The organism is Nocardioides nematodiphilus (genome assembly GCF_020216525.1).
GTDB lineage: Bacteria > Actinomycetota > Actinomycetes > Propionibacteriales > Nocardioidaceae > Nocardioides > Nocardioides nematodiphilus.
Window position 1 is genome coordinate 571607 of sequence record NZ_JAIWOY010000001.1, and the last position, 17527, is coordinate 589133.

The 17527-nt window shown below is 71.0% G+C and carries 16 protein-coding genes; 4 read left to right on the forward strand and 12 right to left on the reverse strand.

Translation table 11 applies throughout. From position 1 onward, the window contains the following. The first annotated feature begins 20 nt into the window (after positions 1–20). Entirely contained in the window at positions 21–530 is a 510-nt protein-coding gene (locus tag KSO98_RS02800) for an RDD family protein (RefSeq protein ID WP_225283341.1), read from the forward strand. Between the two features lie 7 nt (positions 531–537). Here KSO98_RS02800 and KSO98_RS02805 read toward each other — a convergent pair whose 3' ends face one another. The 12 genes from KSO98_RS02805 to KSO98_RS02860 all read right to left on the reverse strand — a co-directional run bounded on the left by KSO98_RS02805 (position 538) and on the right by KSO98_RS02860 (position 13692). Beyond that, positions 538–1701 carry an acyl-CoA dehydrogenase family protein gene (locus KSO98_RS02805; protein WP_225283343.1) on the reverse strand — a complete coding sequence of 388 codons (1164 nt, stop codon included), beginning with the start codon at positions 1699–1701 and terminating at the stop codon, positions 538–540. Continuing rightward, positions 1698–3686, reverse strand: coding sequence for an ATP-binding protein (locus KSO98_RS02810; RefSeq protein ID WP_225283345.1), 1989 nt, complete (start codon positions 3684–3686; stop codon positions 1698–1700). Before KSO98_RS02810 ends, KSO98_RS02805 begins: the two co-directional genes overlap by 4 nt. Before the next feature lie 20 nt (positions 3687–3706). Then, entirely contained in the window at positions 3707–5320 is a 1614-nt protein-coding gene (locus KSO98_RS02815; protein WP_225283347.1) for an acyl-CoA carboxylase subunit beta, read from the reverse strand. A gap of 13 nt (positions 5321–5333) precedes the next feature. Then, positions 5334–6470, reverse strand: coding sequence for an acyl-CoA dehydrogenase family protein (locus KSO98_RS02820; protein WP_225283349.1), 1137 nt, complete (start codon positions 6468–6470; stop codon positions 5334–5336). Continuing rightward, a complete protein-coding gene (locus tag KSO98_RS02825) occupies positions 6467–6817 on the reverse strand; it encodes an AtuA-related protein (RefSeq protein WP_225283350.1) in 351 nt (116 codons plus the stop codon). Before KSO98_RS02825 ends, KSO98_RS02820 begins: the two co-directional genes overlap by 4 nt. A gap of 76 nt (positions 6818–6893) precedes the next feature. Further along, entirely contained in the window at positions 6894–8201 is a 1308-nt protein-coding gene (locus tag KSO98_RS02830; RefSeq protein WP_225283351.1) for an acyclic terpene utilization AtuA family protein, read from the reverse strand. Further along, a complete protein-coding gene (locus KSO98_RS02835) occupies positions 8194–8991 on the reverse strand; it encodes a TIGR03084 family metal-binding protein (RefSeq protein ID WP_225283352.1) in 798 nt (265 codons plus the stop codon). The genes KSO98_RS02830 and KSO98_RS02835 overlap by 8 nt, the downstream gene beginning before the upstream one ends. After that, positions 8991–9587: a TetR/AcrR family transcriptional regulator gene (locus tag KSO98_RS02840; protein ID WP_225283353.1), complete on the reverse strand. Its 597-nt coding sequence runs from the start codon at positions 9585–9587 to the stop codon at positions 8991–8993. The genes KSO98_RS02835 and KSO98_RS02840 overlap by 1 nt, the downstream gene beginning before the upstream one ends. Before the next feature lie 67 nt (positions 9588–9654). Next, a complete protein-coding gene (locus KSO98_RS02845; RefSeq protein WP_225283354.1) occupies positions 9655–12315 on the reverse strand; it encodes an FtsX-like permease family protein in 2661 nt (886 codons plus the stop codon). Continuing rightward, a complete protein-coding gene (locus KSO98_RS02850; protein WP_225283355.1) occupies positions 12312–13031 on the reverse strand; it encodes an ABC transporter ATP-binding protein in 720 nt (239 codons plus the stop codon). Before KSO98_RS02850 ends, KSO98_RS02845 begins: the two co-directional genes overlap by 4 nt. Then, positions 13028–13174, reverse strand: coding sequence for a hypothetical protein (locus tag KSO98_RS02855; protein WP_225283356.1), 147 nt, complete (start codon positions 13172–13174; stop codon positions 13028–13030). The genes KSO98_RS02850 and KSO98_RS02855 overlap by 4 nt, the downstream gene beginning before the upstream one ends. Beyond that, on the reverse strand, positions 13171–13692 hold the full coding sequence (locus tag KSO98_RS02860; RefSeq protein ID WP_225283357.1) for a PadR family transcriptional regulator: 522 nt from the start codon (positions 13690–13692) through the stop codon (positions 13171–13173). The genes KSO98_RS02855 and KSO98_RS02860 overlap by 4 nt, the downstream gene beginning before the upstream one ends. An 83-nt stretch (positions 13693–13775) precedes the next feature. On the opposite strand from KSO98_RS02860, the gene KSO98_RS02865 reads away from it, so the two are divergent. From KSO98_RS02865 to KSO98_RS02875, 3 genes are read left to right on the forward strand one after another with little or no spacing between them, the layout of a single operon-like run. Beyond that, a complete protein-coding gene (locus tag KSO98_RS02865) occupies positions 13776–15299 on the forward strand; it encodes a flavin-containing monooxygenase (protein WP_225283358.1) in 1524 nt (507 codons plus the stop codon). 53 nt (positions 15300–15352) lie between these two features. Continuing rightward, positions 15353–16396, forward strand: coding sequence for an AurF N-oxygenase family protein (locus KSO98_RS02870; protein ID WP_225283359.1), 1044 nt, complete (start codon positions 15353–15355; stop codon positions 16394–16396). Between the two features lie 52 nt (positions 16397–16448). Beyond that, on the forward strand, positions 16449–17492 hold the full coding sequence (locus KSO98_RS02875) for an AurF N-oxygenase family protein (RefSeq protein WP_225283360.1): 1044 nt from the start codon (positions 16449–16451) through the stop codon (positions 17490–17492). The last annotated feature ends 35 nt before the right edge of the window (positions 17493–17527 follow it).

Genomic DNA, 17527 nt, shown 5'->3' on the forward strand with positions numbered 1-17527 from the left:
CGACGATGGGGGATCGACAGATGAGCCACGACGTGACGCCGCCCGCTCCGATCCCGTACGCCCAGTGGGGCAGGCGCGTCGCCGGTCGACTCCTCGATGGTCTCTTCGCCTTCCTGGCGGCGCTGCCGCTCGTCGTGGGCTTCATCGTCCTGTTCGCCACCGCCGACTACGTCGACGCCCCGGACGGGTCCACCGAGATCCACATGAGTCACGCCGGCACCACCGCGGGGGTCATCCTGATCGCGTTCGGGTTCATCTTCGCGATCGCCTTCGAGATCTGGAACGTCTTCGTGCGCCAGGGCGCGACCGGCTACTCGCTCGGCAAGAGCATCGTCGGCATCAGGCTGATCAAGGAGGCGACGGGCCAGCCGATCGGCGGCGGCTGGGCGTTCCTCCGCGAGATCCTGCACGCCGTCGACAGCGCCCTGCTCTACCTCGGCTGGCTCTGGCCGCTGTGGGACCGCAAGCGCCAGACCTTCGCCGACAAGATCGTCGAGACGGTGGTCATCGTCCAGCCCCCACAGCGGTGAGCGCCGATCAGTAGGACTTCGGCAGTCCCAGGGAGTGCATCGCGACGAAGTTGAGGATCATCTCCTTGCTCACCGGCGCGATCCGCATGACGCGGGAGGCCGCGACCAGCGCGCCCATGCCGTACTCCTGGGTGAGGCCGTTGCCGCCGAACGTGTGGACGGAGGTGTCGACGGCGAAGCAGGAGGCCTCGGCGGCGGCGTACTTGGCCATGTTGGCCGCCTCGCCCGCCTCGAGGTCCTTGCCCTCGTCGACCAGGGAGGCCGCCTTCTGGGTCATCAGCCGGGCGAGCTCCACCTGGATGTGCGCCTGCGCGAGCGGGTGGGCGATCGCCTGGTGCGAGCCGATCGGCGCGTTGAAGACCGAGCGCTCCTTGGCGTACGCGGCCGCTTTGTCGAGGGCGTAGCGGGCGATGCCGGTGGCGAAGGCCGAGGCCATGATGCGCTCCGGGTTGAGCCCGGCGAAGAGCTGCACGAGCCCGCCGTCCTCATCACCCACCAGCGCGTCGGCCGGCAGTCGGACGTCGTCGATGAAGACCTGGAACTGCGACTCCGGCGAGACGAACTCCATCGCGATCGGGGTGAAGGTGAAGCCCGGGGCGTCGGTCGGGACGACGAACAGGCAGGGCTTGAGCTTGCCGGTCTTGGAGTCCTCGGCCCGAGCGACGACGAGGACGTTCTTCGACTCGTCGAGGCCGGAGATGTAGACCTTCTTGCCGTTGAGCACCCACTCGTCGCCGTCGCGGCGGGCGGTGGTGATGATGTTGTGCGAGTTGGTGCCCGCGTCGGGCTCGGTGATCGCGAACGCCATCGTCTCGGTGCCGTCGGCGATGCCCGGGAGCCAGCGCTGCTTCTGCTCGGCGGTGCCGTACTTGTTGATCACGGTGCCGCAGATCGCCGGGCTGACGACCATGAGCAGCAGCGGAGCGCCGGCCGCGCCGACCTCCTCCAGGACCGCGGCGACGTCGCCGATGCCGCCGCCACCGCCGCCGTACTCCTCGGGCAGGTTGACGCCGAGGTAGCCGTTCTTGCCCAGCTCGAGCCAGAGCTCGGTGGTCTTCTCGCCGGCGCGGGCCTTCTTCAGGAAGTACTCCTGGCCGTACTTGCTGGCGAGCTTAAAGACCTGCTTGCGCAGCTCGATCCGCTCGTCGGACTCAACGAAGTTGCTGCTCATTCTGCGATCTCCTCGGGTGTGTCCACGACGACGAGGACGGCCCCGCCGTTGACCTGGTCGCCGATGGCGACGTCAAGCTCGATGACGGTGCCCGCGTGCGGGGCATTGATGGTGTGCTGCATCTTCATCGCCTCCAGGACCAGCAGCGGCTGACCCTCGGCGACCGCGTCGCCGACCGCGGCGTGCACGGCGACGACGGTGCCCGGCATCGGCGCGAGCAGGCTGCCCTCGGCGACCCGGTCGGCGGGATCGGTGAAGCGAGGGGTACGCCGCAGAGCGACGTGGCCGGCCGGGCTGTCGACGTCGACGTGGCTGCCCAGGTGGCCCGAGACCGTGACCTCGTAGGTTGTCGCCACGCCGTTCACCGCCAGCGTGACCTCGCCGGGCGTGGCGGCGAGGACCACCACGTCGTCACGCGCGTCGAGGCGGGGCGTACGCCCGCTCCACCAGCTGACCTCGACATCCTCGTCGCCTCGGGTGAAGGAGGCGACCTGCGGCTGCGAGGGGACGTTGCGCCACGCGGCCGGGATCCGGGCGTGGTGCGCCGAGCTGGCGCGAGCGCGCTCGGCCAGCGCCAGTGCGGCCGCGAAGGCGGAGAGCTCGAGGTTGTCCGCGGCCGGTGCGGAGAGGCTCTGCGCGACGGCCGGGTCGTCCAGCCAGGTGGTGTGCATCCGGCCCTCGAGGAAGACGTCGCTGCGCAGCAGCCCGACCAGCAGGTCGCGGTTGGTCCGCAGGCCGTGGATCCTCGCCGCCGCCAGGGCGCCGGCGAGCCTGCGAGCAGCCTGCTCGCGGGTCGGCGCCCAGCAGATGACCTTGGCGATCATCGCGTCGTAGAAGGTGCCGATCTCGTTGCCGGCGACGACGCCGGAGTCGAGCCGGATGCCACCGGTCGAGCCTGTCGAGACGAGCTCGAACTCGGCGCCCACGCCGGGGATGTCGAGCGCGGTCAGCAGGCCGGTCTGCGGGGAGAAGCCGGCGGCCGGATCCTCGGCGTACAGGCGCACCTCGACCGCGTGCCCACGGGGCGGGGCGATCACGACGTCCGCGATCGAGCGCCCCTCGGCCACCGCGATCTGCAGCTCGACCAGGTCGGCGCCGAAGATCTCCTCCGAGACCGGGTGCTCGACCTGGAGGCGGGTGTTCATCTCCAGGAAGAAGAACCGGTCGCGGGCCGGGTCGTAGAGGAACTCGACGGTGCCCGCTCCGCGGTAGTCGATCGCCGCGGCCGCGAGCCGGGCCGCGGCGTGCAGCGCCTCCCGGGTGGCGCCGGGCAGACCGGGCGCCGGCGCCTCCTCGATCACCTTCTGGTGACGCCGCTGCACCGAGCAGTCGCGCTCGCCGAAGACGAGCACCTGTCCGTCGCCGTCGCCGACGACCTGCACCTCGACGTGGCGGCCGCTCTCGATGAACGGCTCGACGAAGACGGTGCCGTCGCCGAACGCCGACTCGGCCTCGGCCTGCGCCTTCGCGATCTCGCCGGGGAGCGCGGCGAGATCACGGACGATGCGCATCCCGCGGCCACCGCCGCCGGCGCTGGCCTTGACGAGCAGCGGCAGGTCGGACTCGGTGGCGGTCTCGGGAGTGAGGTCGCCCAGGACCGGCACGCCGGCGGCGGCCATCAGCTTCTTCGACTCGACCTTCGAGCCCATCGAGTCGACCGAGTCGGGTGCGGGCCCCACCCAGGTCAGTCCTGCGTCGGTCACGGCGCGGGCGAAGTCTGCGTTCTCGGACAGGAAGCCGTACCCGGGGTGGATCGCGTCCGCGCCGGCGGCCTTCGCGGCGGCGATGATCAGGTCACCGCGCAGGTACGTCTCGGCGGGCGTGTTGCCCGGGAGGCGGACGGCGGTGTCCGCGTCGTGCACGAACGGCGCCGACGCGTCCGCGTCGGAGTGGACCGCGACCGTGGCGATGCCGAGCCGGCGGCAGGAGGCGAAGACGCGGCGGGCGATCTCGCCGCGGTTGGCGACCAGGAGTTTCGTGATCATGCGGTGCTCCATCTCCGGACTCACATCCGGAAGACGCCGAAGTTGAGGTTGCCCTCGATCGGCTGGTTCTCGATGACGGACAGGCAGATGCCGAGGATGGAGCGGGTGTCGCGCGGGTCGATGACCCCGTCGTCGTAGACCATGCCGGAGAGGAAGTACGGCAGCGACTGCTGCTCGATCATGTCCTCGACGAAGGCCTTGGTCGCGGCGCCCGCCTCCTCGTCGTACGCGACGCCCTTGGACTCCGCGGCGCCGCGCGCGACGATCTCCATCACGCCGGCGAGCTGCTGCGGTCCCATCACGGCGCACTTCGCGTTCGGCCAGGTGAAGAGGAAGCGCGGGTCGTACGCGCGCCCGTTCATGCCGTAGTTGCCGGCGCCGTACGACGCCCCGATCAGGATGGAGATCGCCGGCACGGTCGAGTTGGAGACCGCGTTCACCATCATGGCGCCGTGCTTGATGATGCCGCCCTGCTCGTACTCCTTGCCGACCATGTAGCCGGTGGTGTTGTGCAGGAACAGCAGCGGGGTGTCGGAGGCGTTGCACAGCTGGATGAACTGCGTCGCCTTCTGCGCCTCCTTGCTGAAGAGGATGCCCTGGGCGTTGGCGATGATCCCGATCGGACGACCGTGGATCCGCGCCCAGCCGGTGACCAGCGAGGGGCCGTAGAGCGGCTTGAACTCGTCGAAGGAGACCTCGTTGGTCTCGCTCGGGCCGTCGACCAGCCGCAGGATGACCTCACGCGGGTCGAAGGGCTCCTTGAGGTCGGTCGGGATGATCTCGAGCAGGCCCTCGGGGTCGAGGAGCGGCTCGGCGTAGGGGCCGGTGAACCGGGCGCCCTTCTTCGACACGTTGAGGCGGGCGACGATGCGCCGACCGAGCCGGATCGCGTCGCGCTCGTCGACGGCCAGGAAGTCCGCGAGACCGGAGGTGGTGGCGTGCATCCGCGCGCCGCCCAGCTCCTCGTCGTCGGAGACCTCACCGGTCGCCATCTTCACCAGCGGCGGGCCGCCGAGGAAGACCTTGGCACCGCCGTCGACCATCACGATGTAGTCGCTCATGCCGGGGATGTACGCGCCGCCGGCGGTCGAGTTGCCGAAGACCAGCGCGACGGTGGGCTGCTTGCGGGCGCTGGCGCGGGTGATGTCGCGGAAGCCGCGACCGGCCGGCAGGAAGATGTCCTTCTGGTGCGGCAGGTCGGCGCCGCCGGACTCGACCAGGGTGACGCAGGGGAGGTGGTTCTCCTCCGCGATCTGCATCGCCCGGCCGGTCTTCTTCATCGAGATCGGGTTGATCGACCCGCCCTTCACGGTGGGGTCGTGGGCGATGATCATGCACTCGACGCCGGAGACGACGCCGATGCCGGTGACCGTCGAGCCGCCGATGGTGAACTCCGTGCCCCAGCCGGCCAGGGTCATCAGCTCGAGGAAGGGCGCGCCCTCGTCGAGGAGCAGCTCGATGCGCTCGCGGGCGGTGAGCTTGCCCCGCGCGTGATGACGCTCGATGTACTTGCCGCCGGCGTTGACCGCCTTCTGGTGCTCGGCGTCCAGGTCGGCGATCTTGGCGAGCATCGCCTCGCGCCGGACGTCGCGCTGATCGAGGGCCGGCGAAGGGGACGTATCGAGATCGGTCATGAGTTGCCCCTCATCAGCACAGCCCCAAGAGCTTGGCGGCCAGGTCGGTCATCACTTCGGTTGCTCCTCCTCCGATGGGCAGGATCCGGGTGTCTCGGTAGTGCCGCTCCACCTCGGTGCCGTGCATGTAGCCGGTGCCGCCGTGCAGCTGCACCGCCTCGTTGCAGACCCATTGACTCGCCTCGACGGCGGTCTGCTTGGCCAGCGCCGCGCCGGCGATGGTGCTGGCCGTCGTGCCGGTCTGGTCGTACTCGCGGACGACGGCGTGGGTGTACGCCTTGGCCGACTCGACCAGCCGGTGCATCTCGACGAGCTTGTGCCGGACGACCTGCCGCTTGATCAGCGGCTCGCCGAAGGTCGAGCGCTCGCGGGCGTACGCAGCGGTGAGCGCCAGCGAGCGCCCCGCGATGCCGTACGCGTGCACGGCCAGCGCGATCCGCTCGGTCACGAACGCCTCGGCGATGTAGCCGAACGCGGCGTTCTCCTCGCCGACCAGGTTGGCGGCCGGCACGCGGACGTCGGCGAAGCCGAGCTCCGCGGTGTCGGAGCAGTGCCAGCCCATCTTCCGCAGGCGGCGGTCGACGGTCAGGCCGGGGGTCTCCTTGTCGATCACGAGCAGGCTGACGCCGCCGGCACCGGCACCGCCGGTACGGACGGCGACGGTGAGGAAGTCGGCGCGCACGCCGCTGGTGATGAAGGTCTTGGCGCCGTTGACGACGTACTCGTCACCATCGCGCACCGCTCGGGTCGTGAGGTGGGCGACGTCGGAGCCCCCGCCCGGCTCGGTGATCGCGAGCGAGCCGATCTTCTCCCCGGCCAGCGTCGGGCGTACGTAGCGCTCGATCAGGTCGGGTGAGCCGTGCCGCGCGATGTGAGGCAGCGCGATGCCGTTGGTGAAGAGCGCGGCGAGCAGGCCCGACGAGGCGCCCTCCGACAGCATCCCCTCCTGCAGCGCGGTCATGTCGGCCAGGCTGCCGCCCTCGCCGCCGACCTCCTCGCGGAAGCCCATGCCGAGCAGGCCCTGCTTGGCCGCGGCCAGGTGCAGCGCGCGCGGGATCTCGCCGGCGTCCTCCCACTCCTGGAGGGACGGGAAGACCTCGCGGCGGGCGAACTCCGCGCCGAGCTCGTAGATCGCCGAGGTGTCACTCATGCCATCAGCCGATCCGGGATCGCGACGTGCCGGCTGCGGATCCACTCACCGAGGGCCTTGGCCTGGGGGTCGAAGCGCACGCCCTCGGCCACGCCGGCGCCGAGGATGCCGTGGATGACGATGTTGACGCCGCGCAGGTTGGGCAGCGGGACCAGGTCGATCTCGAGGTCGGCCGTCTCCGGCAGCAGCTCGCGGACCCACTCGGCGGTGAGCGTCTGCAGGAGCCAGTCGACCGCGGCGTCGGAGCGCCCGGCGGGCACCCACAGGCCGATGTTGGCGTTGCCGCCCTTGTCCCCGGAGCGGGCGTAGACCAGGTCTCCGAGGGGGCGGAGGGTGGAGACGCTCATGCACGTCCTCGCTTCGCTCCGTGCGCGCACGGGACACATGACGCGCTGCATGGGATGAATCGCTCGCTGCGCTCGCTCATGCGATCACCTCGGTGGTGCCGTCGTGGTGGTGGACGGTGTGCGTCACCTGGTCGCGGTCGACGTAGGTGGGCGTGTAGACGCCGTACGCGCTCGGCTTTCCGGGCGGGGCGGTGACGTGGAAGCCGGCGTAGGAGGCCAGCACGAGCTCGATCGCGGGGCCGGTGAAGGCCTTGCCGACCTCGTCGGGATCCTGCGACCAGACGACGAGACGCTGCAGGACCGCGGCACCCTCCTCGGTCGGGGAGTCCGGGGCCGGGGCGCGCCAGGTGGACCAGGAGCGCTCGAGGCCGGCCGGGAGGGCCGCCTCGACCTGGGCGCGGAGCAGGTCGCTCTTGCGCTGCAGGTCGAGCCCGGTGAGCACGAACTCCACCTGGTTGCGCCAGCCGCCGAGCTGGTTGGCGGCGACCTTGAGCTGGGCGGGCGGCTCGGAGCCGCGGGTGCCGGCGATCTCGACGCGGTCCTTGTCGAGCTGACGCAGCGAGATCGAGGTGAGGTCGGTGGTGACGTCGGGGTTGAGGTAGCTCGCGCCCTGGATCTCGTAGAAGAGCTGGGCGGTCACCGTGTCGACGGAGACCAGGCCGCCCGTGCCGGCGTGCTTGGTGATGACGACGGTCCCGTCGGCGGCGATCTCGGCGATCGGGAAGCCGAACGGCTGCACCGGGTCGTCCACGAGCCCGGCGTCGATCGCGTCGAAGAGGCCGGCGAAGTTGCCGCCCGTGGCCTGGGTGCCGCACTCGATGACGTGGCCGGCGATGACCGACCCGGCGAGCGCGTCGTAGTCGGTCGGCGACCAGTCGTGCCACCAGATCGCCGGGCCCATCACCACGGCGGCGTCGGTGACGCGGCCGGTGACGACGACGTCGGCGCCGTGCGCGAGGGCACGGGCGATGCCGAAGCCCCCGAGGTAGGCGTTGGCGGTGAGCGCACCAGAGAGCTCGGGAGCGATGTCGCCGATCCTCTCGCGCAGGTCGTCGCCGTCGACGTACGCGATCTTGGCGCCGGTCCCGAGGGCGTCGAGCGCCTCGGCGAGGCCCTTCGGGTTGAGGCCGCCGGCGTTGCTGACCAGCTTGACGCCCTTCTCGAGCGCGAGGCCGAGGCAGTCCTTGGCCTGGGCGAGGAACGTCTTCGCGTAGCCCAGTGAGGCGTCGCGCATGGTGTCCTTGCCCAGGATGAGCATCGTCAGCTCGGCGAGGTAGTCACCGGTGAGGACATCGAGGGGGCCACCCTCGAGCATCTCGCGCATCGCGCTGATCCGGTCGCCGTAGAAGCCGGAGCAGTTGCCGATCCTGATCGGTTCAGGCACGGTCGCGCCCCTTTCCTGACGGGCCGGCGAAGGCCTGCACGATGTCGAGCCACTCGTCGGCGTCCGGGCCGGTCGCGACCAGGTCGGTGTCGTCGCGGTGGATCCGCTTGGTGGCCAGCTGGGCGAAGTCCCACGCGGAGCCCTCCACGGACTGGGCGGCGTCCTGCGGACCCCACGCCCACGTCTCCCCACTGGGGGCGGCCAGCTCCACCCGGACCTCGGCCTCGGGGACGTCGAGCGAGTGGACCGAGTAGGCGTACCCGCGCGTGCGGACCGCCAGGTGGCACACGTGCTTGACCCGATCGGTCCGCTCCGCTGTCACGCCCACCGCGTCGCGGACGTCGAGGCCGTGGGCCCAGGTCTCCATGAAGCGCGCGGTCGTCATCGAGGCGGCCGACATCGGCGGCCCGAACCACGGCAGCTTGAGGCCCGCCGCGTCCGTGCCGCGCAGGGCCTCGGCGAGCGCCGGGCGGGCCGTGTCCCAGCGGGCCAGCAGCTCGGCGGGCGCGACCGCGCCACCCGCGAGTGCGGCCTTGTCGACGACACCGTTCATGTCGGCGAGCGCCTCCAGGACGAGGGCGTCCCAGGACTCCTTGTCGCCGGCCGCCGCGGCAGCGGCGGCGACGGCGGCCTCGTCGGTCCATGCGAGGTGCGCGATCGAGGTCGCGACGTCCCAGCCCTCCGCGGGCGTGGCCGCACGCCACTGCTCCTCGCTCAGCTCGGCGACCACGGCCCGGAGCGCGTCGCTCTCCGCCTCCAGGTCGGCGAGCAGCTCATCCAGCAACGACATCAGGCGATCTCCTTCTCGAGGACCTTGGCCCACTGGTCGAGGATCCGGCGGCGGCGCTTGGCGTCGTCGGAGAGCGTGTCGGCGAGGCCGAGGCCACGGCACAGGTCGAGGGTGGCCTGGATCATCTCCCGCATGCCCTTGCGGGCCTCGTCGACGCCGAGCAGCTCGACGGTGAGCCGGTGGGCCTCGCGGCCGAGCCGCCGCTCGAGGGGCGCCACGGCCGCCAGCAGATCGGGGTCGGTGCGGGCGGCGGTCCACAGCTCGAGCGCGGCCTTGAAGCCGGGCGAGGTGAAGTGATCGGCCAGCATCTCGAGGACGCCGCGCACCTTCGCGCCCCGGTGCTCGCGCACAGCGACCCGCAGCGCCTCGTCGCGGCCGGTCATCACGTGCTCCACAGCAGCGACCACCAGGTCGTTCTTGGTCGGGAAGTGGTGCAGCTGCGCGCCGCGGCTGACTCCCGCGCGCTCGGAGACGAGCGTCGTCGTCGTGCCGGCGAAGCCCTTCTCGACCAGCAGCTCCACCGCGGCGTCCAGCAGCCGCGCCCGCATGAGGCGGGTGCGCTCCTCCTGGGGAACGCGCGTGGTGGTCTGGGTCACGGACCCAGACCACCACGACTACTAACAAACAGTCAAGACTGACTTTTATTGACCACCCGGTCAGCGATCAGCTCAGCCGCGACACCATCGGGAGCTTCGAGCGGACGCAGAGCCCGACCAGGAGCGAGGCCAGGATCGGCAGCCCGATCACCACGACCGCGATCATCAGCCACGGGATCTCGAGGAAGTACGCCGTCGGCCCCTCCCCGTACGACCTCGTCAGCGGCCGGGTGATCGCGATGCCCGGCACGAAGCCGACGAGCATCCCCAGCACCGCCCCGACGAACGCCATCACGAAGGTGTAGGACGCGGCCACCTTGCGCCGCACCCGCGCCTCCGCGCCGACCGCGGCCAGGGTGGCCAGGTCCGGACGAGCGTCGGTGAGCGCAAGGAACATCGCGGTCAACGTGCCCCCCATCATCAGGATGCCGCCGAGCAGCGCGAGCACCCACTGCACGATCTTGGTGTACGCATCAGGCTGGTAGCCGCGCTCGACCTGGAGGCTGGCCGGCGTCGCCAGCGCCCCGAGGGCGGCGCCGAGATCCTTCTCCGCCTCCTTCGACAGTCCGGGCCGGTCGAGCTCGAGCCCGACCGTGGTGACGGGGACGCCGATCTTCGTGGCGAGCGACGGCGGCAGGATCGCGACCGCCGGAGCCGGCTCGTCGCCCCGATCGATGACCGTCGCCGGGACGATCGCGCGGTGCCGCGCGGTGGTCTTGCCGGCGGGATCGGTGATCCGGACCTTGATCTGGACCTGGCGCAGATCCGCCGCGCCGGAGCCGGCGAAGACGACCGCGCGGCCGGCCGCCAGAGCCGTCTGGACCTCGTCGCCGGCGGGCAGCGACGCCTCGACCGTCGGCGACAGGTTGGTCCCGTCACTGACCAGCGCGGAGGTGGCGAAGCCACCTCGCATCTGGTCGGGGCTGATCCAGTCGGTGCTGTCCGGCGCCGTGAAGGTCATCTCGGTGTACCCACCGTCCGCGGCGTTCTGCGCGAAGCCGGTCACCGTGCTGATCCGGGCGCCGGGCACGTGCTGACGCACGGTGTCGGCGACCTTCCTCCAGTCGGTGGTGGCCTCGTTCGAGTCGATGAAGTCGTACGACGGCGTCACCGCCGCATTGCCGAGCACCATCGACGGCAGGTACGTCTCGCGGTTCTGCTTCTCATCGCTGGCCTGGGCGATGCCGAGCGCCACCACACCGGCGACCGTCGCGGCGACGGCGGCGACGGCCGGCGTCGTCCGGGTGCGGTGCCGGACCGCGTCCCGGGCGGCGAACCGCACCGGCAGCGGGAAGCTGCGGGCCATCCGCGCCATCCACGAGACCACTGCGGGCACCAGCAGCACCATGCCGAGCACACAGATCACCGCGGCCCAGGCGATGGTCAGCTCGCCCCCACCCTCGGGACGGGCGCCGGCGAGCGCCACCAGGACCCCGATCGCGAAGAGCACCAGGCCGAGCCAGGGGAAGGCCCGTACGGGCTTGGCGTCGCCGCGCCGTCCGGCGAGGACCGCCACGACGTTCTGTCGCGACGCGATCCAGGCGGGCACCACGCAGGCGATGAGGGCACTGACCAGGCCGAACGCGGCCACCGCCAGCACGTGCAGCCAGTCGATCTCGAAGGGGCCGAGCCACTCGCCGTTGAACCGCTGAGCGGCGGGCAGCAGCAGCCGGCCGGCGAGGATGCCGCCGACGACGCCGATCACACCCGCGCTCACGCCGAGCAGGAGGCCGCCACCGATGATCACCCGGCGCGCCTGCGCCGGCGTACCGCCCGACGAGACGAGCAGGGCGAGCGAGCGCTGCTGCTTCCGCGCACCGACCGCGAAGGCGGGCCCCGCCAGCAGGACGACCTCGATCAACGCCATCACGACGATGAGCGCGGCGACCTGGACGGTGGTGTCATCGATCCCGGTCGAGTAGCCGAGCGGGTCGGGGTAGTCCCCCGCGTGGGTGACGACGTGGCGGTCGGTGACGAAGACGCCGAGCCTGTTGAGCTGCTGGATCTGGTCCCAGGTGATCGACGGGCCGTCGATGAGCCAGGCCTGCTGGGCCGCGTTCCACGACGAGTAGGCGGGCGCGTCCGGGAAGGCGCCCGGCACGCCGAGCACCACCGGCGCGGTCCGGCTGGTCGCGTCGACCACCGTGCCCACGATGGTGCGGGTCGACTCGGACCGGTCGCGCTCGACGATCGTCAGGGTCGAGTGGCTCGCGATGCGGTCGAGGGTCGGCCGGTTGACCACCACCTCGTCCGGGCTGGCCGGCCAGCGCCCGCTGGCCAGCCGGAAGAGGCCGGACGCGAGCGGGGCCTTCACGTCCAGCTCCGTGCCGGTGGCGTACTCGCGACCGTGCACGGTCGCCAGGAGCAGGTCCTTGCGCATCGGTGCAGGGGTCATGGAGCGCTTGCCGATCACGGCCTCGATGTCGGCGACCGTGGTCGGCCGGGCGAGCTTCTCGCCCGTGCCCGACGCCTGCATCGGGTCCGGCCCCTGCTGCACCTGGTGGCGCCCGTCCGCCGTTGCGATCTCGGCGGTGGCCGAGGTCCCGAGGCGCCGGTCGATGCCCTCCGCCGGGGAGACCTGCGCGGTCTGGATCAGCACGTCCGCGGCGACCACCAGCAGCACCGGGAGTGTCACCATCGCCAGCGCGATGATCGCGCGGGCCTTGTTCTTGCCCAGGTCGCGGCGGGCCAGTCTCAGCGCCAGCCGCCAGGAGGTCCACCAGCTCATGCGTTCACGCCCTCACCGGCAGCGAGCGCGGCGCCGGACTCGTCGACGACGAGACCGTCGCGCAGGTAGACGACCCGGTCGGCCCAGCCGGCATGGCGCGGCTCGTGGGTGACCAGGACACCGGCCGCCCCCGCGTCGCAGCGGGCCCGGAGCAGGCGAAGGATCTCCTCGCCCGTGACCGAGTCGAGGGCGCCGGTCGGCTCGTCGGCCAGGATCAGCCGGCGCTCGCCGACGACGGCGCGCGCGATCGCGACCCGCTGCTGCTGACCACCGGACATCTCGTCGGGGAAGCGGTCGGCGAGGTCGGCCACGCCGACCTCCTCGAGAGCGGCCACGGCCGCTGCGCGGGCCGCTCGGGCAGGGGTGCCGTCGAGCTCCAGTGGCAGGCTGACGTTCTCCGCGGCGGTCAGGGCCGGGATGAGGTTGAAGTCCTGGAAGACGTACCCGATCGAGGTCCGGCGCAGCTTGGCGCGACCGCTCTGGCCGGCGGCGACGAGGTCGGCGCCCTCGACGAGCACGCGGCCGGCGTTCGGCTCGTCGAGCCCGCCGGCGATGGTGAGCAGGGTCGACTTGCCCGAGCCGGAGGGGCCCATCACGGCGATGAGCTCGCCGGGGTGGGCCTCGAAGGAGACCTCGCGCAGGGCGTGCACGGCGAGCTCGCCGGTGCCGTGCACCCGGGTCACCCGGTCGAGCTGGAGGACGGGGTTGGTGCTCATCGGGGGGTCTCCTCGTTCGGGGAAGGGGTCGAAGTGGGGGTACGGCGATCGGGGCGGCGCAACCGCTCACGGGCCTGCTCGAGCCAGCGGCTCTCGGCCCGGCGCAGCCGGTCGGCCTCGCGGAGCTCCAGATGCGCGCTCATCGCGCACCGTCCCGCTGGGCCTGCCGCAGCCGGGCCTCGCAGTGGTCGAGCCAGCGGATCTCGGCCTCGGCGTCGAAGACCAGCGCGTCGAGCACCAGTCCGTGGGCGAGGTCGGTGGTCGCGCGCTTGGCCCTCGTGTAGCTCTGCAGCGCGGTCATCGTCGCGCTGCGCTGCTTCTGGATCACCGCGGTGACGTCCAGCCCGGAGGAGCCGACGGCGAGCGCGATCTTGATCGCCAGCTCCTCGCGCGGCGGCTGGGTGCGCGGCACGGCGGAGCCGAACCACTCGGCGAGCTCGTCCTTGCCGGCGGCGGTCAGGCGATAGAGCTGCTGGCCCTCGGCGTTGGTCTCGCCGCCCTCGACCAGGCCGTCGCGCTCGAGGCGCGAGAGGGTCGTGTAGACCTGCCCGATGTTCAGCGGCCAGAGCTCCGCGGTGCGCTCCTCGAACGCGGACCGGAGCTGGTAGCCGTACATCGGCTCCGGCTCCAGCAGCGCGAGCAGCGCGTGTTTGACGGACATTCCCGACCCTTTCGTCAGTGTGCATACCGAGTATGCACATACTCGGTATGCAGGTGCAAGCGACCCACCAGTAACATGGCGCCATGAGCGAGCATGTCGATGTCCTCGTCGTCGGCGCCGGCCTGTCGGGCATCGGCGCCGCGGCCCAGCTGCGCCAGCACCTGCCGGAGCTGAGCGTCGCGGTCCTGGAGAGCCGCGAGGCCAGCGGTGGCACCTGGGACCTCTTCCGCTACCCGGGGATCCGCTCGGACTCCGACATGTTCACCTTCGGCTTCTCCTGGCACCCCTGGCCGAGCGACAAGTCGCTCGCCGATGGTCATCTGATCCTCGAGTACCTGCGCACCATCGAGCGCGAGTACGGCGTCGACGAGCTGATCCGCTACCAGCACACCGTCACCGCGGCCGACTGGGACACCGCCGCCCGGCAGTGGACGGTCACCGTCTCCACGCCCGACGGCGAGCAGCGGTTCACCACCAACTTCCTGTGGGCCTGCTCGGGCTACTACGACTACGACGAGGGCCACCAGCCGGAGTTCCCGGGCCTCGCCGAGTTCGAGGGCACGTTCATCCACCCGCAGCACTGGCCCGCCGACCTCGATCATGCGGGCAAGAAGGTCGTCGTGATCGGCTCCGGCGCCACGGCGGTCACCCTCGTGCCGGCGATGGCGCTCGGCGACCCGGGCGACGTGGTCGAGAAGATCACGATGCTCCAGCGCACCCCGACGTACATCATGTCGCGGCCCGCGAAGGACCCGCTCGCGCGAGGGATCAACAACGTCCTCGGCAAGGTCCCGGGCATCGTGCCGTTCAAGAAGACCCGGGAGAAGCTCGGGTACGAGGCGATCCGCTGGGCCAACATCGGCCTGCTGATCGGCTCCTACCAGCTCGCGCGCCGCAAGCCCGAGCTGGTGAAGCGGATGGTGCTCAAGGGCGTCGTCGAGCACCTCACCGCCCGTCCCGGGCAGGACGGGATGACCGCCGACGAGGCCCAGGCCTACGCCGAGAAGCACTTCACGCCCCCGTACGACCCATGGGACCAGCGCCTGTGCGTGGTGCCCAACGGCGACCTCTTCCGCGCCATCCGCAGCGGGCGCGCCGACATCGTCACCGATCGGATCAGGACGTTCACCGCCAAGGGCATCGAGCTGGAGTCCGGCGAGACGCTCGAGGCCGACATCGTGGTCAGCGCGACGGGCCTGAAGATCAAGCTCTTCGGCGGTCTCGACATCCATGTCGACGGCAAGCCGGTCGACATGGCGCAGACGATGTCCTACAAGGCGGCGATGCTCAGCGGGCTGCCGAACTTCGCCTTCACCATCGGCTACACGAACGCGTCTTGGACCCTCAAGGCCGATCTGGTCGGCGACTTCGTGGTCAACCTGCTCAAGCACATGCGCGCGCACCGCTACACCGAGGCGCTGGTCGAGCGCGACCCGCGCGTCGAGGAGCGCCCCCTGATGGATCTGGCCTCGGGCTACATCCAGCGCGCAGCGGACACGATGCCGCGGCAGGGCGACCGGGCACCGTGGATGCTCAAGCAGAACTACCTGGTCGACATGTTGGTGATGCGCGGCGACGTCGAGGACGGCGTCATCACGTTCTCGTGACGTTTCCGCGCGTTTAGGTATCCGCGACACGTTGTCTTGGGTACCTTGCCAGCATGGCTCCCGTGACACTCGCCAAGCGCGCTACCCACCGCATGGTCGGCAGCGGCGTCCGCGCCGCGTCCACCGTCGTCCCCTTCCGACCCCAGGGCCGGCAGTCCTACGAGGAGACGCTCCGCACGCTGTCGGAGGCGTCGGTGGAGCAGTGCTTCAACGCGTTCAAGGACATCGCGTGGGACTCTCCGGAGCTCGCCGTCGATCCCGACGACGACCGCTGGATCCTGCCGCGCGTCGATCCGATCGGGGCACACCCCTGGTACCAGGCCCTGCCGAAGGAGCGCCAGCGCGACATCGGCCGCTACCGGTTCGCCAACATCTGCAAGGTGGGCTCCCAGTTCGAGCAGGTGCTCATCGCCGGCGTCTCCCTGCACCTGATCTGGGCGCGCAACGGGAACCCGGAGTTCCGCTACGCCACCCACGAGGTGACCGAGGAGACCCACCACACCCAGATGTTCCAGGAGTCGGTGAACCGCATCTGTCCCGACGCCGCCGGCGCGCCGCTCCTGTTCAAGGTCCTGTCCCCGCTGATGGCGCTGGCCGGCCCGCTCGTCCCGGCCGGTTTCCTGGTGGGCATCCTCGCGGGCGAGGAGCCGATCGACCACCTGCAGAAGAACGTGCTGCGCGCCGGCGGCACGCATCCGCTGGTCGACCGGGTGATGCAGATCCACGTCGCCGAGGAGGCCCGTCACATCGGCTTCGCGCACCACTACCTCACGCACCACGTGCCTCGCCTTGCCGGCTGGGAGCGAGCGCTCATCGGCGTCACCACGCCGCTGATCATGCGCGTCCTGTGCGACGTGATCATGCGGCCGAGCCCGGCGGCGCTGCGCGACATGGGCATCCCCAAGGAGGTCGCCCGGGAGATCTGGTGGGACGACGAGGAGTCCCGAAAGGTGCTGCGCGACATGTTCGGCGACGTCCGGATGCTCTTCGACGACCTCGGCCTGCGCACCGCCGGGACCCGGTGGCTGTGGCGGGCGATGGGCATCGAGGGCCGCTCCTCCCGTTTCCGCTCCGAGCCCTCGAACGCCGCTGCCTGATGTGTCCGCGCGACATCTATCCGAGACACGCTGTCGCATGTATCGTGGCGGCATGGCTCCTGTGACTCTCGCCAAGCGCGCCACCCTGCGCGCCGTCGGCACCGGCGTACGCGCCGCCTCCACCGTCACCCCGTTCCGCCCGCAGGGCAAGCAGTCCTACCAGGACACCCTGCGGACGCTGTCGGAGGCCTCGGTGGAGCAGTGCTTCAACGCCTTCAAGGACATCGCCTGGGACTCCCCCGAGTTCGCGCTCAGCGACGACGATGACCGCTGGCTGCTGCCCCGCGTCGATCCGCTCGGCGCCACCGCCTGGTACCAGGAACTCCCCCGCGCTCGCCAGCTCGAGGTGGGTCGCCACCGCCTGGTCGCGATGACGAAGACCGGGTCGCAGTTCGAGCAGCTGCTCCTCATCGGAGGCGCGCAGTTCCTGATGGGCCTGAAGAACGAGAACCCCGAGTTCTGCTACTTCATGCACGAGCTCACCGAGGAGTGCCACCACATCCAGATGTTCCAGGAGCTGACGAACCGCGCCTGTCCGGACGTGGTCGGGGCTCCGCTGTGGCTGCGCCGGTCGATCCCGCTCGTCGGCCTGCTGGGCGGCCTGTGGCCCTCGCTCTTCTTCACCATCATCCTCGCCGGCGAGGAGCCGATCGACCACCTGCAGAAGAAGATGATGCGGGCCGGCGGACAGCTCCACCCGATGCTGACCCGCATCACCCAGATCCACATCGCCGAGGAGGCCCGGCACATCGGCTTCGCCCACGCCTGGCTCGAGCACCACGCCCCGGCCATGAATGCGGTCAACAAGCTCGCCCTGGGCCTGATGGTGCCGATGGTGCTCCGCCTCGGCTACGGCGCCATCGTGGTCCCCAGCCGCGAGGACCAGGCGGCCATGGGCATCCCGGACCGGGTGATGCGCGAGGCCTTCGGTGGCGCCGAGAACGCCAAGACCCGGCGCGACGTGTGCGCGGACGTGCGTCACATGGGCGAGACCACCGGCATCCTGACCCCGCTCACCCGCATCGCATGGAGGCTGTGGGGCGTCGACGGCCGCGCGTCGCGCTACCGCTCGGAGCCCGCCAGCGCCGCCGCCTGAGCAGCGCGCCGCGGGTGCGGCTGTGACCGTCGACC